The 14,650-nt window shown below is 67.1% G+C and carries 17 protein-coding genes and 4 tRNA genes; 2 read left to right on the top strand and 19 right to left on the bottom strand.

Annotated features, from left to right (window positions below; genetic code table 11):
- Positions 1-224 precede the first annotated feature (224 nt).
- The 13 genes from rplL to GON09_RS23975 all read right to left on the bottom strand — a co-directional run bounded on the left by rplL (position 225) and on the right by GON09_RS23975 (position 6,444).
- Positions 225-611, bottom strand: a complete 387-nt coding sequence (rplL, locus tag GON09_RS24035) for a 50S ribosomal protein L7/L12 (protein ID WP_016932673.1) — start codon at positions 609-611, stop codon at positions 225-227.
- A 123-nt stretch (positions 612-734) separates the two neighbouring features.
- Complete coding sequence (gene rplJ / locus GON09_RS24030; RefSeq protein ID WP_016932672.1) at positions 735-1,262, bottom strand: 50S ribosomal protein L10; 528 nt, start codon at positions 1,260-1,262, stop codon at positions 735-737.
- A 396-nt stretch (positions 1,263-1,658) separates the two neighbouring features.
- Positions 1,659-2,372, bottom strand: a complete 714-nt coding sequence (gene rplA, locus GON09_RS24025) for a 50S ribosomal protein L1 (RefSeq protein ID WP_213934099.1) — start codon at positions 2,370-2,372, stop codon at positions 1,659-1,661.
- Positions 2,373-2,463: 91 nt separating this feature from the next.
- Positions 2,464-2,898, bottom strand: coding sequence for a 50S ribosomal protein L11 (rplK, locus tag GON09_RS24020; protein WP_006552290.1), 435 nt, complete (start codon positions 2,896-2,898; stop codon positions 2,464-2,466).
- Positions 2,899-2,991: 93 nt separating this feature from the next.
- Positions 2,992-3,840: a transcription termination/antitermination protein NusG gene (gene nusG / locus GON09_RS24015; protein ID WP_213934098.1), complete on the bottom strand. Its 849-nt coding sequence runs from the start codon at positions 3,838-3,840 to the stop codon at positions 2,992-2,994.
- A 52-nt stretch (positions 3,841-3,892) separates the two neighbouring features.
- On the bottom strand, positions 3,893-4,318 hold the full coding sequence (secE, locus tag GON09_RS24010; RefSeq protein ID WP_213934097.1) for a preprotein translocase subunit SecE: 426 nt from the start codon (positions 4,316-4,318) through the stop codon (positions 3,893-3,895).
- Positions 4,319-4,350: 32 nt separating this feature from the next.
- Positions 4,351-4,423, bottom strand: a tRNA-Trp gene (locus GON09_RS24005).
- 179 nt (positions 4,424-4,602) lie between these two features.
- A complete protein-coding gene (gene hadB, locus GON09_RS24000; RefSeq protein WP_120280028.1) occupies positions 4,603-5,028 on the bottom strand; it encodes a (3R)-hydroxyacyl-ACP dehydratase subunit HadB in 426 nt (141 codons plus the stop codon).
- Positions 5,015-5,590, bottom strand: coding sequence for a (3R)-hydroxyacyl-ACP dehydratase subunit HadA (gene hadA / locus GON09_RS23995; protein ID WP_213934095.1), 576 nt, complete (start codon positions 5,588-5,590; stop codon positions 5,015-5,017). Before hadA ends, hadB begins: the two co-directional genes overlap by 14 nt.
- Before the next feature lie 84 nt (positions 5,591-5,674).
- Positions 5,675-5,842 carry a 50S ribosomal protein L33 gene (gene rpmG / locus GON09_RS23990; RefSeq protein ID WP_003941903.1) on the bottom strand — a complete coding sequence of 56 codons (168 nt, stop codon included), beginning with the start codon at positions 5,840-5,842 and terminating at the stop codon, positions 5,675-5,677.
- 59 nt (positions 5,843-5,901) lie between these two features.
- A tRNA-Met gene (locus GON09_RS23985) sits at positions 5,902-5,977 on the bottom strand.
- Positions 5,978-6,020: 43 nt separating this feature from the next.
- A tRNA-Thr gene (locus GON09_RS23980) sits at positions 6,021-6,093 on the bottom strand.
- 268 nt (positions 6,094-6,361) lie between these two features.
- Positions 6,362-6,444: transfer RNA gene (locus GON09_RS23975), tRNA-Tyr, on the bottom strand.
- A gap of 149 nt (positions 6,445-6,593) precedes the next feature.
- Between GON09_RS23975 and GON09_RS23970 the strand changes: the two genes are divergently transcribed.
- On the top strand, positions 6,594-7,085 hold the full coding sequence (locus GON09_RS23970; RefSeq protein ID WP_016932665.1) for a YajQ family cyclic di-GMP-binding protein: 492 nt from the start codon (positions 6,594-6,596) through the stop codon (positions 7,083-7,085).
- 73 nt (positions 7,086-7,158) lie between these two features.
- On the opposite strand, the gene htpX is transcribed toward GON09_RS23970, so the two are convergent.
- Entirely contained in the window at positions 7,159-8,019 is an 861-nt protein-coding gene (gene htpX / locus GON09_RS23965) for a zinc metalloprotease HtpX (protein ID WP_213934094.1), read from the bottom strand.
- Between the two features lie 100 nt (positions 8,020-8,119).
- On the bottom strand, positions 8,120-9,166 hold the full coding sequence (locus GON09_RS23960) for a polyprenyl synthetase family protein (protein WP_213934093.1): 1,047 nt from the start codon (positions 9,164-9,166) through the stop codon (positions 8,120-8,122).
- 112 nt (positions 9,167-9,278) lie between these two features.
- Between GON09_RS23960 and GON09_RS23955 the strand changes: the two genes are divergently transcribed.
- Complete coding sequence (locus tag GON09_RS23955) at positions 9,279-10,550, top strand: geranylgeranyl reductase family protein (RefSeq protein WP_213934092.1); 1,272 nt, start codon at positions 9,279-9,281, stop codon at positions 10,548-10,550.
- 60 nt (positions 10,551-10,610) lie between these two features.
- Here the strand turns inward: GON09_RS23955 and GON09_RS23950 are convergent, their stop codons facing one another.
- From GON09_RS23950 to menD, 4 genes are all read right to left on the bottom strand, one after another.
- Entirely contained in the window at positions 10,611-11,312 is a 702-nt protein-coding gene (locus GON09_RS23950; RefSeq protein WP_213934091.1) for a demethylmenaquinone methyltransferase, read from the bottom strand.
- A 40-nt stretch (positions 11,313-11,352) separates the two neighbouring features.
- Positions 11,353-12,495 (bottom strand): glycosyltransferase family 4 protein, encoded by a 1,143-nt coding sequence (locus GON09_RS23945; protein WP_213934090.1) that lies wholly within the window; start codon positions 12,493-12,495, stop codon positions 11,353-11,355.
- Between the two features lie 82 nt (positions 12,496-12,577).
- A complete protein-coding gene (locus GON09_RS23940) occupies positions 12,578-13,030 on the bottom strand; it encodes a DUF3592 domain-containing protein (protein ID WP_213934089.1) in 453 nt (150 codons plus the stop codon).
- Positions 13,027-14,646: a 2-succinyl-5-enolpyruvyl-6-hydroxy-3-cyclohexene-1-carboxylic-acid synthase gene (gene menD / locus GON09_RS23935; RefSeq protein WP_213934087.1), complete on the bottom strand. Its 1,620-nt coding sequence runs from the start codon at positions 14,644-14,646 to the stop codon at positions 13,027-13,029. Before menD ends, GON09_RS23940 begins: the two co-directional genes overlap by 4 nt.
- Positions 14,647-14,650 lie beyond the last annotated feature (4 nt).

Here is a 14,650-nt window from a genome sequence, read left to right as displayed (position 1 = left end):
GAGTAAGGATTTCGTACAAGGGGTTCTACATATCTCGACTTACGGTGTGACCTGCGTAAACGTCGTACAGAAAGAGGATTCTGCCGATATCGGACATATCGCTCGGAATGCTTCGCCGGAAATGCAGAAGGGCCGTTTCCACGAAGTGAATTCGCGGAAACGGCCCTTCTGCGGAACCCTCCCGGAAGCGTCGAACGCTCGACCGGGGAAGTTCGGAAACCGTCCTACTTGACGGTGACCTTGGCGCCGGCCTCTTCGAGCTTGGCCTTGGCAGCGTCGGCAGCGTCCTTGGCGACCTTCTCGAGGATCGGCTTCGGAGCACCCTCGACGAGGTCCTTGGCTTCCTTCAGGCCCAGGCCGGAGACGATCTCGCGAACGACCTTGATGACCTGGATCTTCTTCTCGCCGGCACCCTCGAGGATGACGTCGAACTCGTCCTGCTCCTCAGCAGCCTCGGCGGCGGCGGCCGGAGCACCGGCGGCAGCGACGGCAACCGGAGCAGCAGCGGTGACCTCGAAGGTCTCCTCGAATGCCTTCACGAACTCCGAGAGCTCGAGCAGGGTCAGTTCCTTGAACGCGTCGAGCAGCTCTTCGGTGGTGAGCTTCGCCATGGTGGCGGTCCTTCCTGATAAGTCCCATGTCGCTGATCCGCGACCGGATGGGATGGTGCGTGCCGGGGCACGCGTGGATGTATCTTTCGCAGTGATGCGGATTCGCAGTGATGCGGATCAGCGTCAGGCGGCTTCTTCGCCCGCCTTCTTCTCCTGCAGAGCGGCCGCGAGGCGGGCCACCTGCGAAGCGGGGGCGTTGAACAGGCCTGCGGCCTTTGCCAAGTTGCCCTTCATCGCGCCGGCGAGCTTGGCCAACAGCACCTCGCGGGACTCGAGGTCCGCGATCTGGTTGACCTGCTCCACGGACAGCGCAGCGCCGTCCATGTAGCCGCCCTTGATGACGAGTGCCTTGTTGTCCTTCGCGAAGGTCTTCAGAGCCTTCGCAGCGTCCACCGGCTCGCCCTTGACGAACGCGATGGCGGTCGGACCGACGAACAGGTCGTCGAGACCCTCGACGCCCGCCTCAGCGGCGGCACGCTTGACCAGGGTGTTCTTGGCGACGGAGTAGGTGGCACCCTCTCCGAGAGCGCGACGCAGCTCGGTCAGACGTCCCACCGACAGACCACGGTATTCCGTGATCACGGCGGCCGTGGAGGTCTTGAACTGCTCGGTGATCTCCGCAACTGCGGAAACCTTCTCGGGCTTTGCCATACTTCGCCTCCTCTCAGTAACAGTCGTTTTCCCGGTGTCCCGACTGGGACGCCCCACCGGTGGACCGCAGTGGTCGGAAAAGACGAACGCCCCGGCGCAGGGCACACGGGGCGTACAGGAGGAGGAACATCGATCGCACACTGGGCACGTTCGCGGTTCACATCTTTCCTGACCTCGTCCTCCTGCGTGGGTCGCCGGACAACTCCGGACCTTCAACCGATCCGCATGCGGATTCGGTGACCAACGGTCTTGGGTAGAACATGATCGGGGTGAAGATCGGCACACGCCGAACTACCCGACCACTGTAGCGGACGTGCCGCTTCGAACGCAAAACGGCCGGCACAGCGATGCTGTGCCGGCCGTTCCGGATGCAATATCTACTGCATGCAGGGCGAATTACTCCGCGGTCTCGAGGAGGTTGCGGGTGCGCTGCGGATCCACCGGGATGCCCGGGCCGGTGGTCGTAGCGATCGTGACCTTCTTGATGTAGCGGCCCTTCGCGCTGGACGGCTTGACGCGGAGCACCTCGTCCAGAGCAGCAGCGTAGTTCTCGACCAACTTGGCCTCGTCGAACGAGGCCTTGCCGATCACGAAGTGCAGGTTGGCGTTCTTGTCGACGCGGAAGCTGATCTTGCCACCCTTGATGTCGGTGACAGCCTTCGCGACGTCCGGGGTGACCGTACCCGTCTTCGGGTTCGGCATCAGACCACGGGGACCGAGGACGCGGGCGATGCGACCGACCTTCGCCATCTGGTCGGGGGTCGCGATCGCGGCGTCGAAGTCCAGCCAGCCGCCCTGGATGCGCTCGATCAGATCCTCGGCGCCGACCACATCGGCACCGGCAGCCTCTGCCTCGGCAGCCTTCTCGCCCACCGCGAAGACGATGACGCGAGCGGTCTTACCCGTGCCGTGCGGCAGGTTGACCGTGCCGCGCACCATCTGGTCCGCCTTACGGGGATCCACACCGAGTCGCATGGCGACCTCGACGGTGGCGTCGTAGTTCTTCGAGGTGGTCTCCTTCGCGAGCTTGGCAGCTGCGAGGGGGCTGTACAGGTTGTCCGAGTCGATCTTCTCGGCCGCGGCGAGGTATGCCTTGCTGCGCTTTGCCATGTTCTTTCCTAACTTCTCACCGACAGGTGAATGGTTCGGGCGTGGTAGCGGGCCTGGCCGGCCCTCCCACGTGTACTACTCGGGGTGGGGCTCAGCCCTCGACCGTGATGCCCATCGACCGAGCGGTGCCGGCGATGATCTTCGCGGCAGCCTCGATGTCGTTGGCGTTCAGGTCTTCCTGCTTGGTCTTGGCGATCTCGCGCACCTGATCCATGGTCACCTTGGCGACCTTGGTCTTGTGCGGCTCGCCGGAGCCCTTCTGCACACCCGCTGCCTTGAGGAGCAGCTTCGCGGCCGGCGGGGTCTTCAGCTTGAAGTCGAACGAGCGGTCTTCGTAGACCGTGATCTCGACCGGCACGACGTTGCCACGCTGCGACTCGGTCGCCGCGTTGTACGCCTTGCAGAACTCCATGATGTTGACGCCGTGCTGACCCAGCGCGGGGCCGACCGGCGGAGCCGGGTTGGCCTGGCCGGCCTGGATCTGGAGCTTGATGAGCCCGGCGATCTTCTTCTTCTTGGGGGGCATCTCTATTCCTAGTTTCTTGCTCGGTGTGGTTCTTGCGTACTGCTACTGCAAGTCTGTGCGCCGGATGCCGGCGCCGTCGGGCCCTGGGGACCGTCAGATCTTCGACACCTGGTTGAACGACAACTCCACGGGAGTCTCACGGCCGAAGATCGACACCAGGACCTTGAGCTTCTGCTGCTCGGCGTTGACCTCACTGATTGAGGCGGGCAGCGTGGCGAACGGACCGTCCATCACGGTGACGGACTCGCCGACCTCGAAGTCCACCTCGATCGCGGGCTTCGCAGCGGCGGCGGGAGCCTGCTCGCCTGCGGCCGGGGCGCCTGCCGCCGGCTTCTTCTTCGCCTGCTGCGGAAGGAGGAACTTCACGACCTCCTTGATCGTCAGCGGCGACGGACGCGAGGTGGCTCCGACGAAACCGGTGACGCCCGGCGTGTTCCGGACGGCACCCCACGACTCGTCGTTGAGTTCCATCCGCACCAGGATGTAGCCGGGCAGGACCTTGCGGTTGACCTGTTTGCGCTGGCCGTTCTTGATCTCGGTGACCTCTTCGGTCGGCACCTCGACCTGGAAGATGTAATCGGCGAGGTCGAGGTTCTGCACGCGGGTCTCGAGATTGGTCTTGACCTTGTTCTCGTAACCGGCATAGGAGTGCACCACGTACCAGTCGCCGGGCTCACGCCGCAGCTGCTTCTCGAGGGCCTCGGCCGGATCGACCTCCTCCTCGACCGCCTCGGCGGCGTCGGCGCCTTCCGCTGCGTCGGAGGCATCGACTGCGTCGGAGTCATCGGCATCGGCTGCCGCGTCGAACTCGCCGGCAGTGTCGGACTCGGAGACCTCGGTGTCCGCATCCGCCGACTCGGCCGTCACGTCGTCAACCAAGGCCTCGTCCGAAACGTGCTCCTCGGCCGAAGCCTCGTACGAGTCGTTCTCGGGGGTGCTCACCGGGCACTTTCCTCTCGTCGATCACATTTTTCGTCTCGCGCGCGGACAGGCGCTAACCGAACAACCAGCTGACGCCCTGCACGAACGCCAGATCCAATCCGAAGATGAACGCCGTCATGACGGTCACGAACGCAAGGACCACGAGCGTGTAGGTGGTCAACTGCTTGCGATTGGGCCAGATCACCTTGCGGAGCTCGGCGACGACCTCACGGAAGAAGCGCACGAGACGCTTGAAGATGTTCTCGGACTTCGCGGCGGGACGATCACTCACGGCCGTGGCCGCACGCGACGTCTTGCTCGTGGACACCGCGCTCGTCGTGGACGCCGAGGAACCGGCCGCACTACGACGGGTGGCCCGCTTACCGGTAGGCCGAGCGACCGCGGAGGAACCGTCGGGGGTTGCGCCGGTGGCCGTTCCAGCGTCGCCGGGAGTATTCCCTGCGGTGCCGCTGTGGCGCTGACCGCGCTCCTCGCTCACATCGTTCCTCTCGGTCGCTGGCAGTCCGGGGGCAGGGGCGACAGGACTTGAACCTGCAACCTGCGGTTTTGGAGACCGCTGCTCTGCCAATTGAGCTACGCCCCTCTGGTCGGACATCCACACTCGCACGAAGCAAGTGTCCGGAACCGACCCATCTGCGATCACATGACACGCGCGCTACCCCGTCGGGCCTTCACGGCCTTCGAAGAGCAGCGCGCTGCTATGCGATCCCAGAAGCCTAAGTGTACTGCATTGCCCCGGGACAAACCCAATCCGCTCGGCCGTCAGGCCAAACGGACCGTTGCCGTGGCCCGCCCGAAGATCTTCCGACCGTCGGACTTCGCCACGATAGCGACCACTGCTGTCTTGCTCTCCTCGTCCACCGACTTGATCTTGCCGGTGAACTCGATCTCGGCGGCCTTGTCGGCCTCCACATATACCGGACTGGTGAAACGAACGTTGTATTCGGTCACCGCGCCGGGGTCTCCCAGCCACTCCGTGACGAAGCCGGCCGCGATGCCCATCGAGAGCATGCCGTGCCCGACGACATCACGCAAGCCGGCCAGTTCGGCCACCTTGTCGCTCCAGTGGATCGGGTTGGGATCACCCGACACACCTGCGTAATTGACCAGATTTCCGCGCGTGAGCGTGACGACCTTCGACGGAAGCTCGTCACCCACCGCGACATCCGCGAAGCTACGGAGTGTCACTGTGCATCACCACATCCTTGACCGCGTGTGCGATGTTGTCGTCGACCTCGCCACCGGATCGGGCCACGAGCGTCGTCCAGGACGTGAGCACGAGGTTGTCGTACTGGTCCGTGATCACGTTCTTCGTGGTGATGATGTCGCTGCCGGCCGCCTGACGGAAGTCGTCGAGGTAGACGTCGCAGAAGAGCCGGTCGCCGGCCTGGATCGGGCGGTGGTAGACCATCCGCTGATCGGTCTGCATGATCTGGCTCAGGTCGTATCCGGTGACGACCTCTTCGAACAGCTTCCGCTGGGCGATCATGCCGATGATCGACACGAAGGTCAGCGGGGCGATCACCCCGTCGTAACCCAGTCCGCGGGCAGCGTCGTCGTCGTGATGCGCCGGATGCGAATCGCGCACGGCACGGGCGTACTCGCGGATCTTCTCGCGACCCACCTCGTAGTAGTCGTCCACCCGGTAGTGGTGTCCGACCATGGACTTGGCGTGCGCGGCGGCATCGAACGGGATCCCGGCCTGTTCGGTCGCGTCCACCGATTCCTGGTTCTCGAGTACGTTCGTCATACGCAAAACCTCCGCAATCCCGACGACGCCAACTGGCATGGTCGGTATTGCGGAGACCTTATGCGTCGACGTCGTTCCGACCGGTTACTTGGACTCGCGGTGCGACTGGTGCGTACCGCAGTTCGGGCAGAACTTCTTCAGTTCGAGCCGGTCGGGGTCGTTGCGACGGTTCTTCTTGGTGATGTAGTTGCGGTGCTTGCACACCTCGCAGGCCAAGGTGATCTTCGGCCGAACGTCAGTAGAGGAGGCCACGGGATGCCTTCTTTCGCGTCAATCCGATCAGTATCGATCAGGGTGGATCAATGAACTTTTGGTAGCGGTGACCGGACTTGAACCGGCGACGCAACGATTATGAGTCGTTTGCTCTACCAACTGAGCTACACCGCCTCGGTGCCGAGTGTCGCTACGAAGGCGGCACCTCAATCCAGCGAGCCCCCTGACGGAATCGAACCGTCGACCTTTTCCTTACCATGGAAACGCTCTGCCGACTGAGCTAAGGGGGCGTGGCCTCCGGAGCATCTCTGCTCGCTGCGGCCTCCAAAAGATTACACACACTCCGTCCTGGTGCAAAATCCGCAGGTAGAGGCACATAAACGTCACTGCTTGCCGAGCCCGCTCGTCGAGTCCTGCGTGCCGCGTCCTCCGCCCGCGCGCACACGGATGTACCGCCGGTGGTGAACACCCGAGGGGACGAACACCGGAACGACCCGGAATGCGAGACGACCCGGAATGCAGAACGGCCCCGGTTCCGAAGAACCGGGGCCGTTCCGGTGGCAGGTGTAGGATTCGAACCTACGTAGGCGTAAGCCGACGGATTTACAGTCCGCTCCCATTGGCCGCTCGGGCAACCTGCCGGGTGCGATCGGGATCGCGTCCTCGATGCGTTTGGAAGAATACAACGCATACCCCCCCGAAACGCAAACCGAGTGGTCACGGCCCCGCGCGACCCGATAGCGTCGGGTGGACAGAACCCTTACAGACCGACCCGGAAGTGGAGTGAGACGTGGCTGATTCGTCGTTCGATGTGGTGAGCAAGGTCGACCGCCAGGAAGTGGACAACGCGCTGAACCAGGCGGCGAAGGAGATCGCCAACCGCTTCGATTTCCGGAACACCGGGGCGCACATCGAGTGGTCGGGCGACGAGGCCATCACGATCTCGGCCGAGACCGAGGACCGCGCGCTCGCGGCGCTGGAGGTCTTCAAGGAGAAGCTGATCCGCCGCGATCTGTCACTGAAGTCGTTCGACGCCGGCGAGCCGACGCAGTCCGGCAAGGTGTACAAGATCACGGGCACCCTGGTGCAGGGCATCAGCCAGGAGAACGCCAAGAAGATCTCCAAGCTCATCCGCGACGAGGGCCCGAAGGGCGTCAAGGCGCAGATCCAGGGTGAGGAGCTGCGCGTGACCAGCAAGAAGCGCGACGACCTGCAGGCCGTCATCGCACTGCTCAAGAACGCCGACCTCGACATCGCCCTGCAGTTCGTCAACTACCGCTGACGCACCCCGTCCGACGACTCCGCCCGCGACGATCGTCGCGGGCGGAGTCGTCTCGGGTCGTGGAGTTCTCGGATCAGCGCATCCCCGCCATGCGTTCGAGACGCTCGATGCGGTCGGCCATCGGCGGGTGGGTGGAGAACAACCGACTCATCTTGTCGCCCGCCCGGAACGGGTTGGCGATCATCAGGTGTGACTGCGCCGCCAGTTTCGGTTCGGGCGGCAGCGGCGCGGCCTGCGTGCCGAGCGCGAGCTTCCGCAGCGCCGACGCGAGAGCCAACGGATCACCCGTGAGCTCGGCACCCGACTGGTCGGCCTGATACTCGCGCGACCTCGACACGGCGAGTTTCACCACCGACGCCGCGATCGGGCCGAGCAGGGAAACCAGCAGCAGCGCCAGCGGATTCGCGCCGCCCTCCCTGTTGCCGAAGGCCGACGCGAAGAACGCGAAGTTCGCCAGACCCGAGATGACGGCGGCCATCGCGCCGGCAACCGACGAGATGAGGATGTCGCGGTTGTAGACATGGGCGAGTTCGTGTCCGAGCACCGCGCGCAGTTCCCGCTCGTTCAGGATCTCGAGGATGCCCGTCGTGCAGCACACGGCGGCATTGCGCGGATTACGCCCCGTCGCGAACGCATTGGGAGCGTTGGTGGGGCTGATGTACAGCCGCGGCATGGGCTGGTGCGCCGCGGTCGCCAACTCCCGCACGATCCGGTACATCGCCGGAGCCTGAACCTCGGTGACCGGCTGGGCGTGCATCGCCCGCAGCGCGAGCTTGTCGCTGTTGAAGTACGCGTAACCGTTCATGCCGACCGCGAGGACGATCGAGATCAGCAGAATGGTCGAGTTCTGGAACAACGCGCCGACGAAGACGATCAGCGCGGACATTGCGATCAACAGACCGGCCGTCTTGAGACGGTTCGAGTATCCGTGCACGTCGCACCCCTTCCGCACCACGATTCCCCACTCGTTCGTCCAACGAACGAGCACGCGGTGCGGTTCCCGCCCGAACCGGGCGGGAGCGCGCGACGGCCTGTCAGCCGACCCGGGCGACCGTGAAGTCCACGAGGCGACGCAGCGCCTCGTTCGCCGGGCCCTGCGGCAGGGCGTCGAGCTCGGCGTGAGCGCGGGCCGCGTAGGTCGCAAGGGTCGCCTTCGCCGCGTTCATGCCGGGCGAGCGGACGAGCAACTCGAGCGCCTCCGCGACGAGCGCTTCGTCCTCGATGGGACCGACGAGCAGTTCGCGGAGACGATCCGCCTCGGGCCCGCTCTCCTGCAGCGCATACAGCACCGGCAGGGTGTACACACCCTCGCGAAGATCGGTTCCGGGTGTCTTGCCCGACTCCGAGGTGTCCGACGCGATGTCGATGATGTCGTCGACGATCTGGAAGGCGGTGCCGACGGCGTCGCCGAGGCGTTCGAGACGCTCGACGTGTTCCGGATCGGCTCCCGAGAACGTTCCGCCGAACCGCCCGCTGGCGGCGATCAGAGAACCGGTCTTCTCCCAGATCACCCGCAGGTAGTGCTCCACGGGGTCGTCGTTGGTGCGCACGCCGATGGTCTCGCGCATCTGGCCGGTGACCAGCTCGGCGAAGGTCTCCGCGATGATCTGCACGGCCGACGGACCGAGGGTCGACACCAGCCGGGAGGCATGGGCGAACAGATAGTCGCCGGCGAGGATCGCGACACTGTTACCCCAGCGCACGTTGGCGCTCGGTGCTCCACGTCGCATCGTCGCCTCGTCCATGACGTCGTCGTGGTACAGCGTCGCGAGGTGCACGAGTTCGACGACGGTCGCCGCCGTGACCACGGCGGGATCGGTCGGCTTCGGCCCGAGTTGTGCGGTGAGGATCGTGAACAGCGGCCGGAACCGCTTACCGCCCGCCTTCGCCAGGTGCAGCGCGGCCTCCGTCAGGAAGTCCTCACCATCGGACAGCTCCTCGACCAGGAGTTTCTCGACGCTCGCCAAGCCGTCCCCGACGGTCGCGGCGAGAATCGGATCGCCGAGTTCCACACCGGCCACGACGGTGCTCGGCGCCGCATCGGCCGAACCGGCGGTCCGAGCCGCCCCCTCAGTGCTCACGATGACGTACCCATCCTGTTCTGTCGCCTCGACTTCACCGTAGTGAACCTAGCCGTTCGTTCCCCGATCCACCTCGTCGAGGCGGCAGATCGCGGCCTGAGAAGATGGAGCGGTGGTGGCCGAACACTCCGCGCGAGATCCGCGGCAATCCCAGTCCTGCGTTCCCGACAGTACCGATGTTCTCGTCGTCGGTGCCGGTCCAGCCGGTTCCGCCGCCGCCGCGTGGGCTGCCCGCGCCGGTCGCGACGTCCTGCTCGCCGATGCCGCGACCTTCCCTCGCGACAAGACCTGCGGCGACGGACTGACGCCGCGCGCCGTCGCCGAACTCGACGAACTCGGGCTGGGCGACTGGCTGCGCACCCGCACCGTCAACCGCGGTCTGCGTCTCGAAGGTTTCGGTGGGCGCTTCGAACTCCCCTGGCCCGACTCGTCGTTCCCGACTGTGGGCAGTGCCGTGCCGCGCACCGAACTCGACGCCCGGATCCGGCAGGTCGCGCTCGACTCGGGAGCCCACGCCGTGGACGGAGCGAAGGCCGTCGACGTCGAACGTGACGGCGACCGGGTCTCGGCCGTGATCTTCCGCACCGCCGACGGACCGCGGACCGTCGTGTGCCGCACCCTGATCGTGGCCGACGGAGTGCGCTCACCACTCGGCAAGGTTCTCGGTCGTCGCTGGCACCGCGACACCACCTACGGCGTGGCCGCGCGCGCCTACGCCACTTCCCCGCGCAGCGACGATCCGTGGATCACCTCGCACCTCGAACTGCGCGACGACGCCGGGGCCGTCCAGCCGGGCTACGGCTGGGTGTTCCCGCTCGGCACCGGAGAGGTGAACCTGGGAGTGGGAACCCTCGCGACCGCCTCGCGACCGGCGAACGGATCGTTGCGCCCGCTCATCGACCTGTACGCGCGGCAGCGCCGCGCCGAATGGGAACTCGGCGAGGTGACGCGGGTGGCGTCGGCGCTGCTTCCCATGGGCGGAGCCGTGTCGGGAGTCGCGGGCAGGAACTGGGCGCTGATCGGCGACGCCGCGGCGTGCGTCAACCCGCTCAACGGCGAGGGCATCGACTACGGGCTCGAAGGCGGCCGACTGGTCGCAGGACTGCTCGACGCCGACGACCTCACAGAGCTGTGGCCGGCGACGCTGCGCTCCCACTACGGTCGCGCGTTCTCGACCGCGCGTCGCCTCGCGAGCCTGCTCACGATCCCGAAGTTCCTGCCGACGACGGGGCCGGTCGCGATGCGGTCGCGGGCGATGATGTCGGTCGCGGTGCGGGTGATGGGCAATCTCGTCACCGACGAGGACGCCGATGTCGTCGCCCGCGTGTGGCGTACGAGCGGTCACCTCTCGATGCGATGGGATCGGCGACCGCTCTTCGCCTGAGCGGTGCACACCAGCGCTACCCACTACCGCGCTACCGCACCGCCCGGTACCGAGGCGCGGCTACGTGCGCACGCCGCGGTGCAGCGCCGTGATGCCGCCGGTGAGATTGCGCCACTTCACGTCGCTCCACCCCGCAGCCTCGATGCGGCGGGCGAGCTGTTCCTGATCGGGCCAGGCCCGGATCGATTCGGCGAGGTAGACGTAGGCGTCGGGGTTGCTGCTGACCGCCCGCGCGACCCGCGGCAGCGTCCGCATCAGGTACTCCATGTACACCGTGCGCAGCGGTTCGCGCACGGGCGTGGAGAACTCGCACACCACGAGGCGTCCGCCCGGCTTGACCACCCGCGCGATCTCGCGCAGCCCCTCGTCCGGGTCGGCGACGTTGCGCAGGCCGAACGAGATGGTCGCGGCGTCGAAGACGGCGTCGGCGAACGGCAGTCGCATCGCGTCGCCTGCGACCATCGGGACGTTGCGGAATTCACCGGCATGCAGCATGCCCTTCGAGAAGTCCGTGGCCACGACCCATGCGCCGGACCGCCCGAGTTCGACAGTGGACACCCCGGTTCCCGCGGCGAGGTCGAGCACGCGCTCGCCCGGCTTCAGATCGAGCGCTGCCCGCGTCGCGCGCCGCCACCCGCGGTCCTGCCCGAACGACAGGACGGTGTTGGTCAGGTCGTAGCGTGCAGCCACGCCGTCGAACATGGACGCGACCTCACGCGGGTCCTTGTCGAGGGACGCACGTGATCCGTGAGTTGTTGCCACGGCCGAAACGTTACCCGCTCCCCTGCACGGGCCTCGGCCCTCATGCCGCCCCGTGCAGAGAGTGCACGGGCAGGCCTTGGACCCGGCTGTAGTGCGCGAGAAGCTGATCGCACACCACCGGCCAGGTGCGTCCGAGCACTCCACGGCGTGCCGCACGCCCGAATTCGTCCCGGACCGCGGGAACGAGCAGTGCATCGACGGCTCCGGGCAGCAGGTCGACGAACCGGTCCACGGGGAGGCGGTAACCGTTGCGGCAGTGGAAGACGAGGTCGCGGGGGCCACCCGCGTCCGGCACGATCGCCGGGACCCCGCTCGCCAGCGCTTCCTGCACGGCTTGGCAGAAGGTCTCGTGTTCGCCGGGGTGGACGAACACGTCGAGGCTTGCGTAGGCACGGGCCAGCTCCTCTCCCCCGAGCTGCCCGGTGAACACGGCCGACGGCAGGTGCCGTTCGAGCCGTGACCGTTCGGGACCGTCGCCGACCACCACGAGCTGCAGCCGCGGGTCGTGGGCGAGGACCGCGAGCCGTTCGACGTGTTTCTCGGGGGCGAGGCGTCCCACGAAGCCGACGATCGGCAGGCCGCCCGGCGACCAGCGGGCACGCAGATCCTCGTCCCGCCGGGACGGCGCGAAGCGGTGGGTGTCGACGCCCCGGGACCAGCGCTGCACGCGGGGGATGCCGTGGACGACGAGGTCGTTCACGGCAGAAGTCGACGGGGCGAGGGTGAGATCACAGCTGCGGTGCAGGCGCCGCGTCCACCGCCAGGACGCACGCGCCGCGAGGCCCAGCCCGTAGCTGGAGGCGAATCCGGCCACATCCGTCTGATAGACCGCGACCGTCGGAACGTCGATGCGCCCGGCAGCGGCGAGACCGCCGGCACCCAGCACGAACGGGGACGCGAGGTGCACTACGTCCGGCGCGAAGCTCCGCAGGACCGGAAGGAGCTCCGGCCCGGGCACGCCCACCGGGAGGGAGCTGATCCTGGGCACGCGCACGGCCGGTACGCGGTGGACGGGCGTTCCGTGATGGTCGGACGGAGCGGGGGGGTTACCCGCAACCGTGCCGGGCGCGACGACCAGCGCGTCGTGTCCGGTGCGGTCGAGGTGCTCGAGGATGCGGAGCACCGAATTGGTGACACCGTTGACGTTCGGGAGGAAGGATTCCGCGACGATGGCTACTCGCACCCCGCCAGCGTGGCGAGGTTCCGAGTCGAGCAGGTGCGTCCTCGGTGACAGACGAGCGAAGTCGCGACGAACGTTTCGTTCGTCACATCTGGAGCCGACGATCCTGCGTGTCGCGGACGGCAGCGGGAGCGGTGCCGTCCTTCCGTCCGAGCCGGACCAGCAAGGGCGTGGCGATGATCCATGTGACGACGATCACCGACCCGGTGGGGATCAGCGCGACGCGGGCATCTCGTCCGGTCACCCGCACGAGATCGGGATCACTGCGTGCATACTCGACGGCGATTCGCTGACCGGCGGTCAACCCCGTCGGGTACAGGACCCCGAGTTCGGGATTGTGCGTGACGCCGTCGGGCGTGACGAAACTCACCGCCGAGCGGAGGGATCCGGCGGACAGAACCTCCGCGACGGCCGTCCCCGTGTCGGACCGGATCGTGAGGTCGTTGCGGAGGGCGCCGAGAAACAGGATCACCGCGAGGCCGGAGATCGCCGCCGCGACGATGAGAACCGCGCGCCGTGCGCGCTCGGGTCCGCTCACAGCTGTGCCCGCACCGCCGCGTGGAGCTCGCGGAGCCCCGCCCGATCGGTGGTGACCTCGACGACGCGGATGCCTGCGGGCGGCGCCGTCGTATCGGCGAGGGTGAGAGCGAGTCCCTGCAGATCCACCCGCTCGTGCGGAATGCGGTAGGCCGCGCACAGCGCCGCGAGATCCATGCCGTGCGGGGTGCCGAAGACACGCTCGAAGACACCCGCGTACTGCGGGTCGCCCTGTTCGAGCAGTTCGAAGATTCCGCCGCCGTCGTCGTTGGCGACCACGACGGTGAGATTGTGCGGACGCGGTTCGGAGGGCCCGATGAGCAGACCCGATGCGTCGTGCAGGAAGGTCAGGTCGCCGAGCAGCGCGACGGTCCGCCCCTGCTCGTAGGCCAGAGCGGCACCGAGCGCGGTGGACACGGTGCCGTCGATCCCTGCGACACCGCGGTTCGACAGCACCTTCACCTCCGGCTTCGGGTAGCTGACGAGCGCGGCGTCGCGCACCGGATTCGACGCGCCGAGCAGCAGTTGGTCGCCGGGCTTCAGCGCGTCCGTCACGACCGCGGCGACGTGCAGTCCGGTGGTCTTCGGATGCCCGTCGAGCTGGGCACGGACCGCCTTGTCGGTGTGTGCCGACAGCTGGCGGCAGCGTTCGAGCCACGCCTCGTCGGGGGTTCCCGACACCACGGCGCGGGTGCCGGTCGCGATGACGTTGCCCGAGACGTCGGGCCAGCGCGGACCGGTGGTCAGGGCGTACACCGCGACGGCGGGGTCGGCGAGCAGGTTCGATACCGGTCGGTGCAGGGTGGGCCGGCCGGTGATGATCGCCTGCCGCGGCTTCAGGTGCGGCAGTGCCATGGGATGCAACGGAATGCCGTGCAGCGGCGCAGTGGGTTCGGCGACGGTCGGCAGCCCGGACAGTTCCGGGCGATAAGCGGAACCGTGACCGGAGATCACGACCGTGTCGGGGGTCAGGTCGATCTCGAGTGGAACGTCGAGGGTGGCGTGCACCGTGGTGGTCCAGGCCTTGCCGCCGGGACGTCCCTCGGGCACCGGGCCCTTCGCATCGAGCTCGGGCACGAGCGGTTCGCGCAGCGGGATGTCGAAGTGGACCGGGCCCGCATTGCCCGATCGGGTTCCGCGGGCGGCGGCGAGGACGCGCGAGACCGCCGAGCGCCACTGGCTGTTCTGCTCGATGCCTTCGGCAAGGCCGAGGCTGATGGTCGCGCGCACCTGGCTGCCGAACAATCCGAGCTGCTCGACGGTCTGATTCGCGCCGGATCCGAGCAGCTCGTAGGGACGGTTGGCGCTGAGCACGACCAGCGGCACGCGGGCGTAGTTCGCCTCGAGCACAGCCGGCGCGAGGTTCGCCACAGCGGTACCGGAGGTCATGACGACGGGAACGGGACGCCCCGACGCCAGCGCCAGGCCGATCGCGAGGAATCCGGCGGTGCGCTCGTCGATACGCATGTGCAGGCGCAGACGCCCCGCACTGTCGGCGGCCTGGAGCGCGAAGGCGAGCGGCGCGTTGCGCGAGCCCGGGCACAGCACGACGTCCCGGACACCACCCCGGGCGAGTTCGTCGACGACAGCGGTGGCCTGGGCGGTGGACGGATTCACGAAG

It is taken from the genome of Rhodococcus sp. B50, assembly GCF_013602415.1.
Classification (GTDB): Bacteria; Actinomycetota; Actinomycetes; order Mycobacteriales; family Mycobacteriaceae; genus Rhodococcus.
Note: the sequence above shows the minus strand (reverse complement) of the source record. Positions and strands in the feature narration are given on the sequence as shown.

Coding starts and splice junctions, on each gene's coding strand:
- rplL (WP_016932673.1), bottom strand. CDS start 611: ATGGCGAAGCTCACCACCGAAGAGCTGCTCGACGCGTTCAAGGAACTG.
- rplJ (WP_016932672.1), bottom strand. CDS start 1,262: ATGGCAAAGCCCGAGAAGGTTTCCGCAGTTGCGGAGATCACCGAGCAG.
- rplA (WP_213934099.1), bottom strand. CDS start 2,372: ATGGCAAAGCGCAGCAAGGCATACCTCGCCGCGGCCGAGAAGATCGAC.
- rplK (WP_006552290.1), bottom strand. CDS start 2,898: ATGCCCCCCAAGAAGAAGAAGATCGCCGGGCTCATCAAGCTCCAGATC.
- hadA (WP_213934095.1), bottom strand. CDS start 5,590: ATGACGAACGTACTCGAGAACCAGGAATCGGTGGACGCGACCGAACAG.